The organism is Clostridium tetani (assembly GCF_900167265.1).
In the GTDB taxonomy this organism is placed as follows: Bacteria; Bacillota; Clostridia; order Clostridiales; family Clostridiaceae; genus Clostridium_G; species Clostridium_G tetani.
This window is the reverse complement of the sequence record NZ_FUWT01000003.1, coordinates 162392-184439: the sequence shown is the minus strand read 5'-3', so window position 1 is coordinate 184439 and position 22048 is coordinate 162392. Positions and strand designations below refer to the sequence as shown.

The following is a 22048-nucleotide window of genomic DNA, read 5'->3' as shown; positions in this document are numbered from 1 at the left end:
AATAGATACTATTTATTATAATATTATTAGCATAAAGTTTTCAAGGATTTTTATTGCTATGTTAATTAGCAACGTAAAAGATGAGAGTTATTAAATTTAATTATACTCAATAATGTATCTTTTTACAATTGTTGTTATATTTTTAACCGATTTTCTATTATTATCGTCAAATAATATGAAAACCCATCCTTTTTCGAGCGTAGATATTTCTTCGTATTTTAGTACATCTATTTTAAATTTTTCAATGTGGTAATTATTTATATTCTCTGATTTATCTACAATTCCCTGTTCTTTTAGTATCATCTTTATCTGTCTCTCTTCTTTTTTATCCATATGTCTTTCTAAAAATTCGGGTAACCATTTTTTCTTGTTAAATTTTAAATAATCATACTTTATTATTTCTTCTAAAATGTATGATTTTTCTTTTAATATTTCCTCACTAAAGTCAAGGAAAGCCTTGTAATAACTAACAGAAGATATACTTCTAGAAAAATATCCTCTACTATAGAAGTATTCACTTAATTTTTCATAAAATTCAAAAGGTGTTTGAAATTTTTTAATAAAATATTTTAATATATTATTAAATTGCCCAGAATTGTAATATTTATCTAAAACTTCTTCAACTCTTTTAAGTTTTAATATTTCTTCGTAACTAATGTTATTTGTTTTTAAAATTTCATAAGGAGTATAAGGTGAATATATCATTCCCCATTTATCTGCTTCTTCCCTCATAGATGAGCCTTTTAAGAGTTTTAAAAAACCTAATTGTATTTCATTTGGCTCTATACTATATAAATCATTAAAAGAGTTTTTAAAAGAATTATAATCTTCTCCTGGAAGTCCTGCTATTAAATCTAAATGTTGATTTATATTTTTAATTTTTAAAAGTTCTTCTACTTTTTCTTTTATTTCTAAAAAATCAGCATCTCTATTTATATTTTTTAACACTTCTTTATTAGTACTTTGTACTCCTACTTCAAATTGTATTAACCCTTCTTTTGCCTTTGACAAAAGATTTATTTCTTTTTCAGTTAAAAGATCCGCTGAAATTTCAAAATGAAAAGTTATATTTTCAGGACTTTTCTCTATTATGAATTTCCATATTTCATATGCAAATTCATGGTCACAATTAAAAGTTCTGTCAACAAATTTCACTAACTTTACTTTTTTATCTATAAAAAATTGTAATTCTTTTTTTACTCTATTTATATTTAAAAATCTTAATCCATGAACAGTTGAAGATAAGCAGTATTTACAATTAAAAGGACATCCTCTGGATGCTTCATAATAAATTATTTTATTATTTAATTCCTCTAGTTCTTCATAAGGAAATACAATATCATTCATATCCATTAAATCTCTTTTTCCTGTATATATTATTTCGTTATCCTCAATATAATACAAAGCTTTTATATTATTTATATGTTCTTTTTCTTTATTTTTTTCTAATAGATAAGCTATAAGTTCTCTATAAGTCTCTTCACCTTCTCCCTCTATTAAAAAATCACAGTATTCTTCTTTTAAATAATCTCTGGCATCAAAAGAAACTTCTGGTCCACCCAGTATTATTTTAATATTAGGATTTATTAACTTAATAAGTCTTGATACTTTTTTTATGTAGGATATGTTCCATATATAACAAGAAAAAGCCACAACCTCTGGTTCCTTTAAAATAATTTCTTCTACAATTCTTTCTACCCTATCATTTATAGAAAACTCCTCTATACCACATGTGTATTGTAAATCTTCTGTAAATCTTTTTAAGTATCTTACTGCTAAGTTACTATGTATAAATTTCGAATTTATTGCAACTAATATAACTTTCATTTATGTCTTCCTTTCTACTTAGAATTTCTAGCTTTTATAAAATATATTCCAAATTCATTTTTTATGTCTAGTATATCATAATATTTTTCAAGTATTTTCACTGTAGATTCTTGTGAGTTATCCTTTAATATATTAAAATTCTTAACATAAAAATCTTTTTGTGTACTATTAGGTAGTTTTATTACTACTTTATTATTAAAACACTTTTTAAAACCTTTATCTATATCCCATATATAGATGTAACCATCTTTTTTCATGTATTCTTTTACTTCTTTAAATAATTTCTCCTTAGACTTTTTAAAGTGAATATTATTTAAAATAAACATCAATGTACAATTATCATAAAAGTTTTTTTCTATTAAACCTTTTTCTTCCTTTCCATTAATATACCCTAAATCAACCTCCTTATTAAAATACTTATATCCATTATATAAAATACCCTTATTATGAAATCCTATATCCAATAAATTTCCCTCAAATACTTCTTGGTCTATATTTATTTCTATACTCTCATCTTTTCTCTCCAAATACATCCCCACCTTATATTTAGTGAATAGCGAATAGTTTAGGAAGCCTTGCTTATATATAGTTAGATTCTTTATAAAATAATAAAATCCTCCAATTGGAGGATTTTATTTACTCAAATTTAAAAAACTCTCTTCATTTTTTACATTCTCATAATAATCTAAAAGAAATCCTGCAGTAGTTTTTTGAGCTTCCTTTAATACTATTGAAGCAATTTTACTATATTTTTCTTCTCTATTCTCTACATTCATATACTTTATGTAGGTATTATTAGCTAAAAAGGCATTATTAACTATATATTCATCTAAATTACTATACCTCACAATTTCATGTTCTGCCATAAAAGAGTAATCATTTAAAAGCCTGCTTATTATCCATAGTTCAAATCTTCTATGACTTTTTAAAAGCTTATTATTAACATGTTGAGGCACCGTAACATCTTGTATTAGATGACAAGCAGCTCCTAGAAAAAACATAGCTTTATCTAAATCACCTTTTTCTAAATTCTCTAAGGATTTATCATAATATTTTTTGCATTCCAATAATGCATTAGAAAATCCATATAGCCCTTTTCCTTTACTAAAATGAAAAAAATGATTAGAACTCTTAAAGTCTTGGTCTGCCCAAGTAGTACCTTCGTTTAATTTAGCTAAGTTGTCTTTAAAAAAATTATAGGCCTCTTGATGTTCACTATTTTTTAGTATATCTAATGATTGAAGCATTATAAATTTGTGTACCGTACAATAGGTTTTTAAAAATTTTTTCTTCAATGGATTTACTGCATGAAATAATCCTTTAAGTGCACTTCCATAGGTTTTCTCTATCCTATTTCCCATACCTTTTAGAACTCCTTTTTATAATATCTTTAGTCATTTATTAACTAATTATACTACTTATTTAATCAAATTCAATATATTCTTTTATAGCTTTTATTTTGTAAGTTCTATATGTTCCTTTTCCACTAAAGAAAGAGCATCAAATACTTCTCTAATTCTATCACTACATAAATCACTATAATATTTTTTATAGTATTCTACTGCATGAATCTCTCTTTTATTTGCCATTTCTACTAATATTGTATCATTATTATATTTGCTATAGTCCATTTCTTTGAGTTTAGGAAGTTTTTTTAATCCATTCAAACTCATGTGTATTCTTGCATGCATGTATTCTATGTTGGATAGAGCTTTAAACATTTCTTTTAGTTTTATATCTTCTGTTATTAAAGAAGCTTGTCTATAAAAATCTCCATTAAAAACTTCTAATTTCATTGCATGATCTAAAATTTTATTTGTTTCTTGGTCTAATTCTCCAACTTTTCTATTTAAAAACTTTTCTTCTTTATTTATTATATATTCTTCCTTAGCCCCGCAAAATGGACATCTTTTTATATCCCCTATGGTGTTTTTTTCTATAAATGCCTCTTCATTATACCTAAAATTATTTTCATTTATTATCATCCCACATACTTTACAAAAATATTTCATCATTTTATCAGCCCTCTCAAATATTAACTAATATTTATTTTAGTATATATTCTAGATTTAATCTAGTATTTTACTTAAGTTTTAGCATGTAATATTACCTTACATTCTTGAATACATATTAATGTTATCAATTTTTGAGGTATATAAAATGAAAAAAGATTCCTTTTTTAGAGATTCCTTTATATTAACTTTTTCCAATTTAATAACTGGTATTTTAGGATTTATATTTTCTATAATACTTTCTCATAAATTAGGCGCTGAAGGTATGGGACTTTATGGACTTATAATGCCTATTTATGATTTATTCATATGTCTCATTTCTGGAGGAATGATAGCTGCAATATCTAAAGTGTCTGCGGAATATTTCTCAAAAGGAGACTTTAAGAATTTAAATAAAACTATAGATGTATCAATAGCCTTCGATATTTTATGGGGACTTTTTGTAGCTGTTATTGTATTCTTTACTTCTACTTTCATAGGTAAATATGCATTAAAAGATACTCGTTCTATACTCTCTATTAAGGTAATTTGTCCTGCTATGTTATTTATAACTATATCTTCTATATTGAAGGGATATTTTTATGGTATATCTAAAGTTAAAATACCTGCTTTTATAGATGTTTTTGAAAAAACATTAAGAATATTTTTTCTAATTCTTATAGTTTCTGCATTCTCTTTAAAAAAAACAGAAAGTACAGTAACAGCAGCATATATTACTTTAACAATAGGTGAATTTGTAAGCACATTTTTACTATATATAGCCTATATAATACATAAGAAAAAACTTAACTTTGGATATAGACATGAAGGCAAAGCTCAACTTCTATTCAATGTATTATCTGTGTCTTTTCCTTTATGTTTAACTGGATTTCTTACTACACTACTTTTTACTCTTTCTACTATATTAATTCCTAGAAGATTGTTAGCTGCTGGGTTTACTTATAATGCTGCTTTGTCTTTAATGGGAAAATTCTCGGGAATGAGTTTAAATATAATATTTTTTCCTATGGTTATAATACACTCAATTTCTACAATACTAATACCAGATCTATCCCAAACTGTGAGTAATAAAAATTACTGGGCTGTAGAAGATAGAATAAATCAGGTTTTAAGAATAAGTCTTTTATTGGGATTGTCCACAACTATAATATGTTTAACTATACCACAAAATTTAGGAAATCTATTTTATAAAAGAAATGACCTAGGAAACTATATATCTTTTGCTTGTCTTTCAGCACCTTTTTTATATCTATCTGCAACTAGTCATGGTATCTTAAATGGTTTAGGCAAGCCAGGAGTTATTCTAAGAAATTCTTTAATAGTAGCTATAGAAGAAATTGTTTTAATATTTATATTAGTAAGAATCCCATTTATAAATATATATGGTGTAGGTATAAGCTTTATAATTACATCTATAACGGAGCTTACTCTTAACTTAAACATTATTAAAAATAATTACTTTATAAATATGGGTAAAAATGAATTAGCTATAATAACTCTTTTATCAATATTATTTTTCTTTATATTAAATATACTTAAATCTTTACTTGTGGATAGTTTATGTAAATACATTATTATAATGATAGTTGGTTTTTGCCTCTATCCTGTTTATCATATTTTAAGACAAAAAAGTAAATAGTTTATGGTCTTTTAAAAAGACCATAAACTATTTATTTCATTTTCTCCATTATAAAATTAGGTATAAATCTATTTAATTTTCTTGGAAAAACCTTAAAGTCTTCCTTAGTTATTCCTCCTGTAATTACCATAGCAAATAAATAGGCATACATTCCTAGCACTACAGCAATTATGGTTACTATGGTATTAGCAAAATAACCCTTTAAATGCAAATTAAAAAACTTACTCAAAAATAAATTTGATAAAATAACTACAAGTCCCATAAAGATAGATGCTATAGCTGGTTTTTTTGCCTGTTCTAAAAGTTTGAACTTTATATTTAAGGATTTTAAAAGCATTCTATGATTTAATAGTATTGGTACTAGATAACCTATAATACTTCCGTAAATAGCTCCTAATATATTTAAAGATGGTATTGCTATTAAAAAATAATTAGCTACTATTTTACATACTATACCTATTACTGCATAAAGTGTAGCCGTATATAGTTTACCTATACTCTGTAATATAGTAGTTTGTATTTGCATAATAGACATTAAAACCACAACTATTGAACCATATTTCATTAAATAAGCACCATCTCCGAATTTTAGCATATTAAATATAGCTCCACTTAATATACCTAGCCCAACAGCTGATGGTATTGCTATTAGAAAGCATATTCTAAAAGCATATCTAATTTTAGATTTTACAGTATCTCTGTCATTAATAGCTGCCGCACTTGATATAGCAGGTAGTATAGCCACTGCTAATGAAGTTATTATTGCTATTGGCACATTTATTAACTGCTTGTACTTTACTAAGAACCCGTATAACCTTGAGGCTTCTCCTTCTAATTTTCCTCCCACTATTAATCTTCCCATGGTATTACTTAAATCAATTAAATCTCCTGCGTAAGTCATTCCAACACAAACTGTTATAGGTATTCCATAATTTACTATTTTTGAAATTATCTCCTTATTAGTGTGTCTTTTTATTTCAACTTCCTTAAATTTACTAGGAATTTTTATCTTTTTATTTTTTTCATAAACAATAATTAAAAATATTGCTGAAAGAAATGCCCCTATGGATGTCCCCATAGTTGCTCCAGCGCAACCTGCTTCTAAACCATATTTAATTAAAAAAATCCCAAATAAGAGGGTAAATATAGTATTTCCAACCTGCTCTATAACTTGAGATATAGCAGTAGGAGTCATATTTCCCCAACCCTGAAAATATCCTCTATACGCCGAAGCTATAGAGGTAAAAAGTACTGCTGGTGAAAGTGCGATTATAGATAGATACGCCCTCCTTTGATTTATACCTTTAGAAATAGGTGCTGAAAAAAGCAGCATTAAACCAGTCATAAATATTCCTATTATAAGAAGCATAAATCTTGCTATTTTAAATGTTTTCACTGCATCTTTATAATTACCTACTGCAGTGAGCTCTGATATTAATTTTGAAATAGCCACCGGTATCCCTGAGTTAGTTAGAACAAAGATAAAAACATATACAGAATAAGCAGCACCATAAACTCCATAGCCCTCATCTGTTATTATTACTCTTAAAAAGGGTATATATAGTAAAGATAATACTTTTACCATCATTCCTGCTAAAGATAATATAGCAAACCCTTTAGTAGTTGATTGCTCTTTCATAGTAATATCTCCTTATTTTTAGAACTTAAACACATCATTTTTTATTTTTTTCAAAATAGGCGGTAGAGCTTCTGCTATAGTTTTATTTTCTAGGTATCTTAATTTATCTGTACAGTTTCTAAAAATCAGTTTATAAGCATATAGATATTGATAGTCAACACCATATTTATTATAGAAAAAGCTATTTAATTTTTTGCTGCCATACTTTTTATCTCCAACTATAGGATTTCCTAAAGAACTTAAATGTGCTCTTATTTGGTGACTTCTTCCTGTTATAAGTTGGATTTCTAATAAAGAATATGTGCCACAGGTTTGTATAGTTTTAACTTCCATCTCAATTTCTTTAGAATTTTTTTTAGGTTCTTTATGTATATATGACTTATTGGATTTTTCGTCCTTAACTATATGTGCTTTATATAATCCATCTTTTATTTTACCACATACTAAAGCTTGATAATACTTATCTACATGCCTCTCTCGTATCATCTGATTTAAGTCTTTTAAACTTTCATAATTCTTTCCAAATATAATTATGCCTGCTGTGTTTCTGTCTAATCTATTGCAGGATGCTGGAGTAAAAGTAATCTCTTCTTCTGGCACATAGTCCCCTTTATCATATAAATATGATAATACATAATCTGTTAAGGTAGGATCTGAGTTTTTCTTATCTGAATGTACTAAAACTCCAGGTTTTTTTTCAACTATTATCATATTTTGGTCTTCATAGGTTACCTTTAATTCATTTGCTCCTTCAATAGCTTTAAAATCATTGTGTTTTTCAGCATTTGTTTTTATATCTCTAATCTCTACTATATCACCCAAATTTAGAGAGTATTTTTCTTTTACCTTTTTACCATTTATCTTTACATCGCCTTTTCTTATACTTTTATAAATAGCACCTAATGGAACATCCGTTAACATTTTCCTTAAAAACTTATCCATTCTCTGACCAGATTCATTTGCACCTATTTCTATTTTCATTAAAACACTCCTTTTATTATCCCTTATAATAATTTATTTAGTTTTCCCATCTTGCTTCTATAATATCTCCATCTTTTAATTTAGTATTATAGGAAGCTTCTTCTCCATTTAATTTCAATATTAATTTACCATGAATTTGTGTTAAATCCATTTGTATATAATTAAATATATCTACAAAAATATATTGTTTTTTACCTTTTAAAGAGAAACTTTGTCCATTAATCTTTATATTAATTTCTTTATTTGAACTATCTTCTGTTTTTATACTTACTGTATTTTTCTTTTCTTCTTCTGTAACAATTGATTCTTCTTTCAAATCATTTTTTTCTAGCTCTTTTATATTTATTTTTTCATCTTTTATTTTATATATTCTGTCCCCTTCTTTTATGAGATAAGAATCTGCTAATTCTATACCCTGTAGATAATATTTATAGTTTAAATTTTCATTATCTATATACCTTTTAAATTCTCCTAAAGTTTCTATATTTATTATATCTACATTATCTCCTTCTTTTATTTCCTCTTGTGCACTTGATTTTTCTCCGTTAATTAGTGCCATAGGTTGTATTGTATAGATTATATCATTTAAATAGAAATCAATTGAGTATAATTTTTTAATATAATCCTTTACTTTAGGTAATGGGTCTTGCCCATCTTTAGCAAAAATTATATCTATATTTTGTCCTTCATTTATTTCCGAATCTATGTTAGCAATTTTTCCATCTAGTTTTACCTCAGCATTAGTAGCTAATGTTCCAAAAGCAACTCTAGAAATTCCATTTAAATTAAATCTTATATTCTTACCATTTTTCCCTATGAGTAATTTAGGATTTATTCCTCCTTGTACCATAACATCCATAATAGTATGCCTCTTAGATCTAAAGAGGCTAACTATATTGCCATTTAATATAACATCTATAAAATCATGTCCTAAATTTTTTATAGATACCAATGCAATACCCAACACTGTTACCCCTATAGCATCTAAGCTTTCATCTTTACATACACAGGATTCTATTGAAGCCCTTCCTTTTACAGCTATTCTTTGTTCTGGTAACTTGAGTTTTTCACTTATATATTTTTTTATCCCTGGAGTATAAGCTCCCCCTCCTACTAAAAACACAGCACTAGGATTCTTTCCTCCATTTAATTCTAGAATTTTCTTTGAAATTTCTTCAGATATGTTATTAACAACAGGATCTATTATATTCTTAACTTCTTCTGAACTTATTTCATTTTCTAAACCTAATACATCTATATATTTTATTATTTCACATTTATCTATATTCTTTTTAATTTCCTCTGCCGTGTTAAAGTCTACAAGACAATTCTGAGCTATTGCCTCTGTTATTTCATCACCTGCTAAGGAAACCATTCCATAAGCAGAAATAGTTTCTTTACTACTAATAGCTATATCTGAAGTACCAGCCCCTATATCTACAAGAGCTAAATTAAGTAACCTTAATTTTTGTGGAATAATTGCCTCTATGGCTGCTATCGGCTCTAAAGTTAGACTAATAACTTTTAAATCCACTTTATTCATCACAGAATATATACTATCTACAACAGACCTTGGCAAAAATGTAGCTATGATTTCCGTAGCTATATCTTCTCCTTTATGACCTAATAAATTACTAATTACATATCCATTTAAATAGTAATTAATAACACTATAACCAACACAATAAAGCTCTCCCTCATCCTTTTTCACTTCATTTTCTGCTGTCTTTATAGCAGTTAGTTCTAAGCTTCTTATTAAATCTTTATCTATTTCACTATTACCTTCTATTTCTAACTTTTCCTTTACTGTAATGGTCTTTAAAAATCTACCTGCTGCTGCTATAGATACCTGGGACAATTTTATATTTAATTTTTCTTCTAATTTTAATTTTATCTCTCTTACACTTTGGGCTACTAGATTTATATCATGTATTTGTCCATCAACCATTGCCCTTTCTTTATGCTCTAAATAAAATTCTTCCATTACATTAAATTTTTTATCCTTAACTACTCCTACTGTACCCAGTATAGATCTAGTTCCTATGTCTAAAGCAAAAATAATATCCTGTACATTTTTTTCTTCTCCCATGTCAAACTCTACCTCTTTTAAAACAATTTAAAAGCTCATATTCCTAGAATATGAGCTTAATAAGATTATATAATATAATTTAAACATATTCAATAAAAGATACTTTTAAGCATCTTTTGTCACTTTTTGAATTAATCCATTTATATTTATTACATCTAATTTAAGCATTCTACATATTCCATTAAAATCTATGATTATCTTATTTTCTTTTACTTTTCGAATTTTTCCTTCTCCTAAATATTTATGCAATACTACTTCATCTGTGTTATAACTATCTTTCAAATTTAAATTACATTCCTTTAAGAATCGTGAATAAGGTAAATATTTGCCTCTTATATTACTACATATGCATAAATTTAAATTAGAAATACTTCGAGTTAAAGCAACATAAAACAATCGTCTTTCTTCCTCTAATTTAAATTTATCTTCTAAATCATTTACATTACTATTATGTGGTATATTTCCATCATTGCAGTTTATTATAAATACACTTTTAAATTCCATTCCTTTAGAACTATGAATACTACTCAAAGTTATGGCATTTTCCTTTTTTTCTAAAGCTTTATTTTTACTTTCCTCTATATATCTTATAAAATCCTCTAATGAAGTAAAATCTTCTAATGCCTTCTTTAAAACATAAACTATATACAAAAGCTCTTCTTCATCTATTTTTAGTTTTTTTGAGTAGCTATGTATATATTCCTCATATCCTATATCTTTCATTATGTAATCTACAATCTTATCTATATCAAGTTTCTTTATTTTATTTATATTTCTTTTTAAAGCTTTAATAGTCTTTATTTGTAATAATGATATATTTAAATTGCACATTATATCAAAGCAATTATCCTTTCTTCTAAATCCTTTTAGTTTTTCTATATGTGTTTTACTTATATATCTAAATGGTTTATTTATTATTCTAGTAAAACTATGTCTATTTTTATTATCTAATGAAAGTTTTATATAGCTTAGTATATCATTACATATGAAATGATTATATATATTAAAATATTTCTGATTAAGATTAAACTCCACATTATTTCTTAGGAAATAATCTATAATTATAAGTGCCTCTGTATTTCTTCTATAAAGTATAGCTATGTCTTTGAAATTATACCCTTTTTTCTCTATATTATAAAGTACTTCTTTTAAAATATTCTCTATTTGTTCCTTTTCATCTTCACTATATATTATATTTATTTTTCCTTCAAATTTATTATAAGTGAATATTTCTTTAGAGCTTCTTAGTTTATTAATTTTAATTAAGTTCTTTGATAATTCTACTATATTTTCTCCACTTCTATAATTAATTTTTAAAAATATTTTTTCCCCTTGATGAAAATACCTAGGAAAATCTACCATACCTTCTGGTTTTGCCCCTCTAAAACTATAGATGCATTGATCTTCATCTCCCACTGCAAAAATACTATTATCTTTATTTAACATCTTTAATATACTTAACTGCATATGATCACAATCTTGAAACTCATCTATTAATAAATACTTAAATTTATTTCTACATTCATTTAAAATTTCACTATTGTTTACTAAAAGTTCTCTGCATTTTATTTGTATATCATCAAAATCTAATTTATTTTTTAAACTTTTATATCTTTCGTATTCATCATAGCATTCATAAAATAACTTTTCATCTATATGATTATCTATTCGCTGTTTACTTTTATATTTTGATATATTATTTAATACATCTTTAACTAATTCTTCTCTTATATTATTAGTGTACTTTTTTAAAACTTTCTCTATTATAAATATACTTTCTTTTTCCGAAATTATATTTATAACTCCACAATAAGTTCTTAATATATTATAAAATAAGCTGTGTAATGTTCCAAAAAATGGTGTATGCATAGAATAATAATTATTAGCTTTTTTTAATATCAAAAATCTTCTCTCCATATCTTTAGCTGCACTTTTAGTAAAGGTCATGGCAAAGATATTCTTTCCACATACACCCCTCTCTTTCATTAGATAAAATATTCTATTTATAATAACAAAAGTTTTACCGCTTCCTGGAGGTGCAATCACTACTAAGTTTCTATGATTGCTTTTTACAGCTTCCATTTGATATTTGTCTAATCTTATTTCTTTCAAGCTCTTCTGTCTCCTTTCCAATATAATAAACTTGTAATATAACATATATGGGGGTAAAATAATAATTATTAACATTAAAATTATTGCCAAAAATAAAAAAAATAAAACTTAATATGGAGGATATAGATGGAGTATAAAAAAAATTTCGACATAAGAAGTAATAGAAATTTAACTATGTTAGCAGACTTCTATGAACTTACTATGGCAAATGGATATCTTAAAAATAATTTAGGAAACAAAATAGCTTATTTTGATATGTATTTTAGAAGAGTCCCTGATGGTGGAGGATATTGTGTAATGGCTGGCCTTCAACAACTGGTAGAATATCTTTCAAATCTAACATTCTCTGAAGACGACATAAATTTCCTTAGAAGCAAGAGTATATTTTGTGAAGAATTTCTAGATTACTTAAAAAATTTTAATTTTACTTGTGATGTTTGGGCAATACCAGAAGGAACTCCAGTATTTCCAAATGAACCTTTAGTTACTGTAAAAGGTCCTATTATACAAGCTCAATTTGTAGAAACTATGATACTTTTATCTATAAACCATCAAACTTTAATTGCAACTAAGGCAAATAGAATTTGTAGAGCCGCCGAGGGTAGATCTGTTATGGAGTTTGGCTCTAGACGTGCTCAAGGTTATGATGGTGCAATATATGGAGCCCGTGCAGCAATAATTGGTGGTTGTAATTCAACCGCTTGTACAATTGCAGAGCAAATGTTTGGAGTTCCATCCATTGGAACTATGGCACATAGTTGGGTTCAATTATTTCCAACAGAATATGATGCTTTTAAAGCTTGGGCAGAGGTTTATCCAGACAACTGTGTTTTCTTAGTGGATACATATAATGTACTTAAATCTGGAATACCAAATGCTATTAAGGTTTTTAATGAGATTTTAAAGCCTATGGGATACAGACCTAAAGCTGTAAGAATTGATAGTGGTGATATAACTTATTTATCAAAAAAATGTAGAGAAATGTTAGATGAAGCAGGTTATGAAGATGTTCAAATAACTGTGTCTAATTCATTAGATGAATACATAATAAGATCTGTTTTAAAACAAGGAGCTCCTATAGATAGTTTTGGAGTTGGTGAAAGACTTATAACAGCTAGATCCGAACCTGTGTTTGGAGGAGTTTATAAACTAGTTGCTGTAGAAGAGGATTACAAAATAATTCCAAAAATAAAAATAAGCGAAAATGAAGAAAAAATAACAAATCCAGGATTTAAAAAAGTATATAGAATTTTTGATAAGGCCACTAATAAAGCAATTGCAGATTTAATAACACTACAGGATGAAAGAATAGATGAAGAAAAACCTTTGGTTATATTTAATCCAGTATTTACATGGAAAAAGAAAAAACTAACAAATTTTTATGTTAAGAATTTAATGGTAAAAATCTTTGATAATGGAAAACTTATATATGAAAATCCTGAAGTTTCAGAAATTAGAAAAATAGCTGAACTAGAAAGCAATAAACTTTGGCATGAAGTACTAAGATTTGAAAATCCCCATAAATACTATGTGGATCTTTCCTCAGAGCTTTGGGATTTAAAGCAAAATTTAATAAATGAACACTCCAAACATTATGATGAAATATAGCTTTAAATATAAATCTCCACATGTAACATGTGGAGATTTATATTTAAAAATAGGATTTATTTACATCATAATAATATTCTTTTAAAAAATCAAAACCTTTACAGTCAGGATTGACTTCATCATAATTATTTTTTATTTCTGACTTATACATTTCTAATGTTTTAAAAGGACAGTTGCCATAAGTATCCTTATATTCATGAATAGGACACTCTTCAAAACATTCTACATAATCATTTCTGGATGATAAAAAAGGACATTTCCCCATAATTACCCCCACCTTTCCCCTGATTAAATGTTACGTTTTTGCTTAAATTATATTATACATTATTTTGCAAATAAAATAAATACATTTTCAGAAAATTAAATAAATATTAATAATGAAAATTAATTTTCATTATTAATTTTACTTTTTAATTCCTCAATAAAACTTTTTACAATTAAAGCTGTAAATCCCCATATTACATAGCCATTATATTGATAAAAGTACTGTTTTAAATTTCCTTTGCTAAAATTATAATCTTTTCCTCCTATTATTAAATGATAAGGAAAGTCTTCTGGAAACTCAGAAACTATATTCACTTCATAACATTTCGGTTCATTTTCCATAAAAAATTTTAATGGCACTTTAAATACATGATTTACTTCATCTTTATTCGGCTTTATATCTATATCCTTAATTAAGCCTACAAATGGATAAATAATTTTATTGTAAGGAGTAACATAACAATCCATAGCTCCAATTATAGAAATGTTCTCTAAGTCCACATTTAATTCTTCTAAGCTTTCTCTAGTGGCTGCTTGTTGTGGACTTTCATTTTTTTCTATTTTCCCCCCTGGTAAAGATATATCCCCAGGTTGGTGATCTAAATGTAATGCCCTCACTTCAAAAATTATATACAACTCTCCTTTGCTGTCTTCACATAAAAATAGAACTACAGCACTTCTTTCATGATTTCCTAAGATTCCATTTTCTCTATTCTCAAATATCTTTTTTATATCGTTAATCATAAAATCATCACCTTATAAATTTATTATATCTCTAATTATAGACATTATTTAATATTTGTAAAATCCTATTTTACATGATATACTCATGAAGTGTAAATTATTTTGCAAATAGATTATTAGAAACTGGGGAGATGGAAAATGAAAAAGAAATTTATTTCTTCATTATTAGCAACTTTCATGATTTTTTCTTCAACTAGCGGTGTATACGCTGCTAATACAAATACTCAACCTAATATATATGGTAAATCTGCGATAACACTAGATATGGATACTGGAGAAATCATATATGCCAAATCTCCTGATGATAAAATGTATCCAGCTAGTACAACTAAGCTTATAACTTCCTTATTGTTGGCTGAAAATAAAAATAAAGATGATGATCTTACATATACAAAGGATGCAAAAGATCAACCTGAATACTCTTTAAACAAGAACCTTCATGCTATTTCCGTAGGAGAAACTATGAAAGCCAGCGATGCAATGGATGGATTACTTTTATATTCTGGTAATGATGTAGCTTATTTAATTGGAGATAATATTGGTGGAAATCGTGAAGGCTTTGCCAAGCTTATGAATGAAAAAGCTAAGAGTTTAAACTTAAAAAATTCTAACTTTGTAAATCCAAATGGACTTCATCATAAGGATCACTACACTACTTCCTATGATTTAAGTATATTAGGTAGAGCTGCTTATAAAAATCCATGGGTTAGTGAAACTATGGCTAAAAAAAATAGCTCTGTAAGTACTTCTAAAGGAACAACTTTTTTAATTGAAAATAGAAATAAATTAGTTGGAAGTAAAGGATGTGTTGGAGGCAAAACTGGATATACCTCCGCTGCTGGTAGATGTTTAGTGGCTATATTCGATAGAGATGGAAGAAAAATACTAGGTGTTGTTTTGAACTCTGTATATGATGCTAATGACTCCTTTGTATTTAATGACATGGAAAAAATAATAGACTGGAGTTATAAAGCTGAAAAAACTATTTTACATAATAAAGACTCTGTTGTTGGCACAAAGACTGTGTCCTATAAACCTTTACTATTTATGGGGCCTGTTAAAACTATAGATGTACCTTTAATTGTAAAAGAAGATGTTGCATATTATAACAATGTTATAAATAAAAATGAGTTTAAAGAATCTGTATCTTTAAATACTGAAAATCCTTGGAAGTTAGCTAAATCAGATAGTGTAGGAAAACTTACTATTAAAGAAAGAGAAGCTTTAAAAGAGTATAAGGTATATTCTAATATATCTAAAGGTACAATATTTAAGGAAAATATATTAATATATTTATCTGCATTAGCTATAATAATAGTGTTATTTGTAGTTATAATTTCTATTATAGGATTTTTAAATAAAAGAACTAGAAGAAATAAAAGAAATAGATATATATAATAAAAACGTCTCATTTTTGAGACGTTTTTTTATTTATCCTTTTAATGCTTCTATAATTTGTTTATTTATTTTTTCACTTTTACTAGCTAGAAATAAACCTATAATAATTATAGCACTTCCAAGTATTTGTTTTGAATTTATATTTTCATTTAATAAAATTTTAGCACTTATTATACTTACTATAGGCTGGAGATTTATATAGGTAGTTATAACTGTAGCACCTAATTTATTTTGACAATAAATATATATAGCATATCCAATACAAGTACAGAAGAATGACAGATACAACAAATTAGCTATTGCTTTTGTCGAAGGCATAATACTATGTTGAAAAATAAATATACTTGGGCTTAAAAAAATACATCCCCAAATAGTTTGGTATGTTGTAATTACTATACTTCTATAATTTCCTTTAAGTTTACTAATAACTACAGTATATGCCACCCAACAAAGAGCGGCTCCTATTCCCATTAAATCACCAATAGTTCCTTTAGAAAATAAACTTACTTTTCCCTTTGATAATAATATTATACCTATACCTATTATACTAAGAGAGGCTCCTATAGCTTTTACCACATTTATTTTTTCTTTAAAGATAATTCTCTGAGAAATTAACGTAAATATAGGTATAGATGATATTATTATTGCTACATTAGAAGCAGTTGTAAAATACACTGCATAATTTTCAAATAAAAAATACATGGCTACTCCAAAAAAACCGCCTAAAGCCATTTTAATTTTATCTTCTTTTAAAACTTTCTCTTCTGGATATCTAACTTTTAGATATATAAATAGTATAATAGCTGCTATTAAAAATCTATAAAAAGCAGATAAAACAGGATGTATTTCATGAACTACTACTTTTATACTTAAATAAGACATACCCCATAAAATCATTAAAATAATTGCTAAAAAATGAGCTTTCTTTACATCTTTCACTCTCTTCCCCCCAAATCTTAATTATACAATCTTAATTCTTATATATGCTATAATATATGTATAGATTATAAGATATGTAATTATATAAAAGCAAATGATATCTATATAATAAAAGTGATATAATTTAAATATATTCTTATTTTTAGAACTTGGAGGGGTAATTATGAAAATAGAATTCTTTGGTGCTGCAAGCTGTGTAACTGGTTCTTGTCATCTTGTGAAGATTAAAGATAAAAAAATCCTATTAGATTGTGGTCTTTATCAAGGTAAAGATGAAAAAGAACGTGGCAATGAAACATTTAATTTTAACCCTAAAGAAATAGACTATGTTATATTATCTCACGCTCATATAGATCATAGTGGAAGAATTCCTCTTTTGTATAAAAAAGGATTTAAGGGAAGAGTTATATGCACAGAGGGTACAAAAGATCTTTCTTCTATAATGCTTTTAGATAGCGGACATATTCAAGAAATGGAAACTGAATGGACTAATAGAAAAAGAATGAGATTAGGGCAACAACCTGTTGAGGCTTTATATACATCAAAAATCGCAGAACTATCTTTATACTTATTTGATGGTTATCCATATAATCAATGGATTGAATTATTTGATGGATTAAAAATTAGATTTAGGGATGCTGGACATTTATTAGGATCAGCCATAGTTGAACTATTAATAAATGAAAATGAAAAAGATACAAAGCTTGTCTATTCTGGAGACCTAGGTAATAAGGGTAAACCAATAATAAAAGATCCTTCAATAATAGAAGAAGCTGATTATTTAATATTGGAAACTACCTATGGAGATAGACTCCATGAAAACTTAGATACAGATTTAAGAGAATTGGTAGATATAATAAAAATGACCTTTCAAAGAGGAGGTAATGTAGTCATTCCGTCTTTTGCTGTGGGAAGGACTCAAGAAGTTGTTTATGCACTTAATAAATATGTAGAAAATAATTTATTAAAAGATATAAAAGTCTATGTGGATAGCCCACTTGCTTATGAATCAACAGAAGTGTTTAGAAAGTTCACTAAATATTATGACAAAGAAGCATGTAACTTATTAATATCTGGTGATAATCCTTTGGATTTCGAAGGTTTAAAATTCACAAAATCTCCTGAGGAATCTGTGCAAATCAATAAAATCAAAAATGGTGCTATAATTATATCTGCCAGTGGAATGTGCGAAGCGGGTAGAATTAAACATCATCTTAAACATAATTTATGGAGAAAAGAGTCTTCTATTGTATTTGTTGGATATCAAGCAGAGGGAACTTTGGGACGAAAAATACTAGATGGTGCTAAGAGAGTAAAGATATTTGGAGAAGAAATAGCTATAAATGCTAAAATTTATAATTTACAAGGCTTATCAGGACATGCTGATAAGAATGGACTCTTTAAATGGATTCAAGCAATGGATAGAAGACCTAAAGCTATACTGCTAGTTCATGGTGATCCTGAAAGCCAGCTTAGCTTTAAAGAGCTATTGGACTCTAAAAAATACAATTCTTTTATAATGAAATCTGGTGATAGTTTTATTCCTGGTCAAGAAAACGAAGAAAAAAGCATGATAAAAGAAAATGTGATAAACCTATTACACTCTTTAAATGATGTAGATAATATTGATAAAGACACTCTTATATCTAAAATAAAAGAAGTTATTGAAAATACTAGTATTTAAAGTAAACTTTTCATTTCTCAATATTGAAAAATTAATTTTTCCATAATCTTGACATTGAAATGTTAGTGTTATATCATATATCTATATAATGCTCATTGCCTTTCGTCCCTTCCCAGCGGATGAGAGGTTTTTATTTTATCTAATAACTATTAAGAAATTAAAATTATTAATTTATAAGGAGTTGAATTTTATGAATGGAAACAAAATAAGAACAAGATTTGCTCCAAGCCCAACTGGTTATATGCACGTTGGAAACTTGAGAACAGCTCTTTACGCTTATTTAATAGCTAAACATGAAAATGGAGATTTTTTACTAAGAATTGAAGATACAGATCAAGAAAGACAAGTAGAGGGTGCTTTAGATATTATCTATAACACTTTAAAAATGACAGGAATTCACCATGATGAAGGTCCTGATATTGGCGGTCCAGTAGGTCCCTATGTTCAAAGTGAAAGAAAACATATTTATACAGAATATGCACAAAAACTAATTGATAAAGGTGAAGCTTATTACTGTTTTTGCACAAAAGAAAGACTTGATATGCTAAGAGAAAACTCAGAATCTTTAGGTAGACCACACAAATATGATAAACATTGTTCTCATTTATCAAAAGAAGAAATTGAAGAAAATTTAAAAGCAGGTATTCCTTTTGTTATAAGACAAAATAATCCTAATAAAGGAACTACTTACTTTGAAGATGAGATTTTTGGTAAAATAACTGTAGACAATTCTGAATTAGATGATATGGTTTTAATAAAATCGGATGGATTCCCAACATACAATTTTGCTAATGTTGTGGATGATCATCTTATGGGAATAACTCATGTTGTAAGAGGTTCTGAATATTTATCTTCTTCTCCAAAATATAATAGGCTCTACGATGCTTTTGGATGGGACGTTCCTAAATATATTCACTGTCCTCCAATAATGAAGGATTCTCATAGTAAATTAAGTAAAAGAAACGGAGATGCTTCTTTTCAGGATCTTTTAGAAAAAGGATATCTAAAAGATGCTATATTGAATTACATAGCATTACTTGGATGGAATCCTGGTACTACTGAAGAAATATTCTCTTTAGAAGATTTAATTGGAAAGTTTGACTATAAAAGTATAAACAAAGCACCTGCAATCTTTGATAATAAGAAACTTAAATGGATGAATGGTGAATATATAAGAATGTTCTCTTTAGAAGAATTCCATAAATTAGCTCTTCCATATTACAAAGGAGTTATTACTAAGGATTTTGATCTTTTAAAAATAAGTGAACTACTTCACACTAGAACAGAACTTTTATCAGAAATTCCAGAACAAGTAGACTTTTTTGATGAGTTACCAGAATACTCTTGTGACTTATATGTTCATAAAAAAATGAAAACTAATTTTGAAAACTCTTTAGAAAGCTTGGAAAAAGCTCTTCCTGTTTTAGAATCTATAGATAACTGGAACACTGAAACTATTCATGATTCAATAATGGAATTAATTAAAGAATTAGAAGTTAAAAATGGTATAGTTTTATGGCCTATTAGAACTGCTGTATCTGGAAAGAAGTTCACTCCTGGTGGAGCCTTTGAAATAGCTGAAATATTAGGTAAAGAAGAAACTTTAAAAAGAGTTAAAATAGGTATAGAAAAATTAAAAAATGAAATAAATCAATAGATAAAATAAAGTCTGCCACAATTGTGGCAGACTTTATTTTATCTATTGGCAGAGTTTACCTGGATTCAAAATATTCTTAGGATCAAAGGCCAATTTAATTCTCTTCATAAGTTCTTTTTGTTCATCTCCTATTGATTCAAATAAGTATTCTTTTTTAGCATATCCTATACCATGTTCACCTGATACAGTACCCTCTAATTCGTGAGCTTTATCATACATACACTTAAATACATCATTTAATTTCTTTTTCCACTGTTCTTCATTTAAATCATCTCTCAATACATATACATGAAGATTTCCATCTCCCGCATGTCCAAAGTTTTTAATTTTGATGCCAAATTTATTTTGTAATTCATAAGTGTACTTTATAAATTCTGCAACTTTATTTCGTGGTACACATACGTCACATTCATCCATTTCAGTAGTGGATGCTTTTATAGCTTCCAAAAATGCTCCTCTTGCATTCCATATAGATTCTTTTCTTTCATCAGTATCTGCAATTAAAACATCCAATGCTCCGTTTTCTATAGCTATTTTTGCTACATTATCATAATACTTTTCTATTTCTTCTTTGCTATTTCCATCAAAAGTTAATATTAAGTATGCATCTGATGAATTGTCCGGAAACTTTTTACCTAAAAACTCTTCTGAAGCTAATATAACATCTCTTTCCATAAATTCTATAGAAGTTGGTATGGATTTTGATTTTATAATTCTAGGTACTGTTTCTATAGCTTTGTCCAAATCTTTAAAAGGTATTAAAAGACTTATGGATTGTTTAGGAAGTGGAAGTAATTTTAATATAGCTTTTGTAACTATAGCTAAAGTTCCTTCTGAACCACATACAAAATCTTTCAAACTGTATCCTGAACTATTTTTTACAACTTTACCCCCAAGTTCCATAATAGTTCCATCTGCTAAAACTACTTCTAATCCCCTTACATAGTCTCTTGTTACACCATATTTTACAGCTCTCATTCCTCCTGCATTAGTATTAATGTTCCCCCCTATAGTAGCAGACTTTTCACCTGGGTCTGGTGGATAGAAGAAATCTTTATCTTCTACATAATCAGCTATTTCCATTAATAATACGCCTGGTTCCACAGTTAAAGTTAAATTTTCTTCGTCTAATTCTAATATTTTATTCATTTTAGTTAAATTTATCATTATTCCACCGTAGATTGGAACAGATGCCCCTACTAGTCCTGTACCTGATCCTCTTGGTACTACTGGTATATTATTTTCATAGGCATATTTCATTATTTTTGATATTTCCTCTGTTGTATTAGCTTCTACTAATACATCTGGCATTTTTTCTATTCCACCTAATTCGTCATGGCTAAAGTCTTCACTGATTTCATCTCCTACTAAAACCCTATTTTTCCCTAGAATTGAAATGAAATATTCTATATCCTTTTTATCTATTGTCTTATAAGCTTCATTTACTTTCATAAA

The 22048-nt window shown here is 27.2% G+C and carries 17 protein-coding genes; 5 read left to right on the top strand and 12 right to left on the bottom strand.

Going from position 1 to position 22048, the window contains the following annotated elements; all coding sequences use genetic code 11:
- Positions 1 to 96: 96 nt before the first annotated feature.
- The 4 genes from B5D21_RS03095 to B5D21_RS03080 form a co-directional block, all read right to left on the bottom strand.
- Positions 97 to 1827: a B12-binding domain-containing radical SAM protein gene (locus B5D21_RS03095; protein WP_011099241.1), complete on the bottom strand. Its 1731-nt coding sequence runs from the start codon at positions 1825 to 1827 to the stop codon at positions 97 to 99.
- A 14-nt stretch (positions 1828 to 1841) separates the two neighbouring features.
- Complete coding sequence (locus B5D21_RS03090; protein WP_035110116.1) at positions 1842 to 2360, bottom strand: hypothetical protein; 519 nt, start codon at positions 2358 to 2360, stop codon at positions 1842 to 1844.
- 99 nt (positions 2361 to 2459) lie between these two features.
- On the bottom strand, positions 2460 to 3188 hold the full coding sequence (locus B5D21_RS03085) for a phospholipase C (RefSeq protein WP_011099239.1): 729 nt from the start codon (positions 3186 to 3188) through the stop codon (positions 2460 to 2462).
- A 93-nt stretch (positions 3189 to 3281) separates the two neighbouring features.
- Positions 3282 to 3842: a ferritin family protein gene (locus tag B5D21_RS03080; RefSeq protein WP_011099238.1), complete on the bottom strand. Its 561-nt coding sequence runs from the start codon at positions 3840 to 3842 to the stop codon at positions 3282 to 3284.
- A gap of 145 nt (positions 3843 to 3987) precedes the next feature.
- Here B5D21_RS03080 and spoVB point away from each other — a divergent pair, with 145 nt between their 5' ends.
- Positions 3988 to 5478 carry a stage V sporulation protein B gene (spoVB, locus tag B5D21_RS03075; RefSeq protein WP_035125344.1) on the top strand — a complete coding sequence of 497 codons (1491 nt, stop codon included), beginning with the start codon at positions 3988 to 3990 and terminating at the stop codon, positions 5476 to 5478.
- Between the two features lie 31 nt (positions 5479 to 5509).
- Here spoVB and B5D21_RS03070 read toward each other — a convergent pair whose 3' ends face one another.
- From B5D21_RS03070 to B5D21_RS03055, 4 genes are all read right to left on the bottom strand, one after another.
- Positions 5510 to 7117, bottom strand: a complete 1608-nt coding sequence (locus B5D21_RS03070) for a putative polysaccharide biosynthesis protein (RefSeq protein ID WP_011099236.1) — start codon at positions 7115 to 7117, stop codon at positions 5510 to 5512.
- Positions 7118 to 7135: 18 nt separating this feature from the next.
- Positions 7136 to 8098: an RluA family pseudouridine synthase gene (locus B5D21_RS03065; RefSeq protein ID WP_011099235.1), complete on the bottom strand. Its 963-nt coding sequence runs from the start codon at positions 8096 to 8098 to the stop codon at positions 7136 to 7138.
- Positions 8099 to 8135: 37 nt separating this feature from the next.
- Positions 8136 to 10187, bottom strand: coding sequence for a cell division protein FtsA (locus tag B5D21_RS03060; RefSeq protein ID WP_011099234.1), 2052 nt, complete (start codon positions 10185 to 10187; stop codon positions 8136 to 8138).
- A 105-nt stretch (positions 10188 to 10292) separates the two neighbouring features.
- Positions 10293 to 12299, bottom strand: coding sequence for an ATP-dependent helicase (locus B5D21_RS03055; RefSeq protein ID WP_052042387.1), 2007 nt, complete (start codon positions 12297 to 12299; stop codon positions 10293 to 10295).
- A gap of 126 nt (positions 12300 to 12425) precedes the next feature.
- Here B5D21_RS03055 and B5D21_RS03050 point away from each other — a divergent pair, with 126 nt between their 5' ends.
- Complete coding sequence (locus B5D21_RS03050; protein ID WP_011099232.1) at positions 12426 to 13907, top strand: nicotinate phosphoribosyltransferase; 1482 nt, start codon at positions 12426 to 12428, stop codon at positions 13905 to 13907.
- Positions 13908 to 13950: 43 nt separating this feature from the next.
- Here the strand turns inward: B5D21_RS03050 and B5D21_RS03045 are convergent, their stop codons facing one another.
- Entirely contained in the window at positions 13951 to 14172 is a 222-nt protein-coding gene (locus B5D21_RS03045) for a hypothetical protein (protein ID WP_035110124.1), read from the bottom strand.
- Between the two features lie 119 nt (positions 14173 to 14291).
- Positions 14292 to 14915: an NUDIX hydrolase gene (locus tag B5D21_RS03040; protein ID WP_011099231.1), complete on the bottom strand. Its 624-nt coding sequence runs from the start codon at positions 14913 to 14915 to the stop codon at positions 14292 to 14294.
- A gap of 138 nt (positions 14916 to 15053) precedes the next feature.
- On the opposite strand from B5D21_RS03040, the gene B5D21_RS03035 reads away from it, so the two are divergent.
- Complete coding sequence (locus B5D21_RS03035; protein WP_011099230.1) at positions 15054 to 16313, top strand: D-alanyl-D-alanine carboxypeptidase family protein; 1260 nt, start codon at positions 15054 to 15056, stop codon at positions 16311 to 16313.
- 33 nt (positions 16314 to 16346) lie between these two features.
- On the opposite strand, the gene B5D21_RS03030 is transcribed toward B5D21_RS03035, so the two are convergent.
- Positions 16347 to 17252, bottom strand: coding sequence for a DMT family transporter (locus tag B5D21_RS03030; protein ID WP_011099229.1), 906 nt, complete (start codon positions 17250 to 17252; stop codon positions 16347 to 16349).
- Between the two features lie 163 nt (positions 17253 to 17415).
- Here B5D21_RS03030 and B5D21_RS03025 point away from each other — a divergent pair, with 163 nt between their 5' ends.
- Both B5D21_RS03025 and gltX read left to right on the top strand, forming a co-directional pair.
- Positions 17416 to 18936 carry an MBL fold metallo-hydrolase RNA specificity domain-containing protein gene (locus B5D21_RS03025; protein WP_011099228.1) on the top strand — a complete coding sequence of 507 codons (1521 nt, stop codon included), beginning with the start codon at positions 17416 to 17418 and terminating at the stop codon, positions 18934 to 18936.
- Positions 18937 to 19126: 190 nt separating this feature from the next.
- On the top strand, positions 19127 to 20593 hold the full coding sequence (gltX, locus tag B5D21_RS03020; protein WP_035125348.1) for a glutamate--tRNA ligase: 1467 nt from the start codon (positions 19127 to 19129) through the stop codon (positions 20591 to 20593).
- Between the two features lie 42 nt (positions 20594 to 20635).
- On the opposite strand, the gene B5D21_RS03015 is transcribed toward gltX, so the two are convergent.
- The gene (locus B5D21_RS03015) at positions 20636 to 22045 is read right to left on the bottom strand and encodes an FAD-binding oxidoreductase (RefSeq protein WP_011099226.1); all 1410 of its coding nucleotides are present in this window, start codon (positions 22043 to 22045) and stop codon (positions 20636 to 20638) included.
- Positions 22046 to 22048 lie beyond the last annotated feature (3 nt).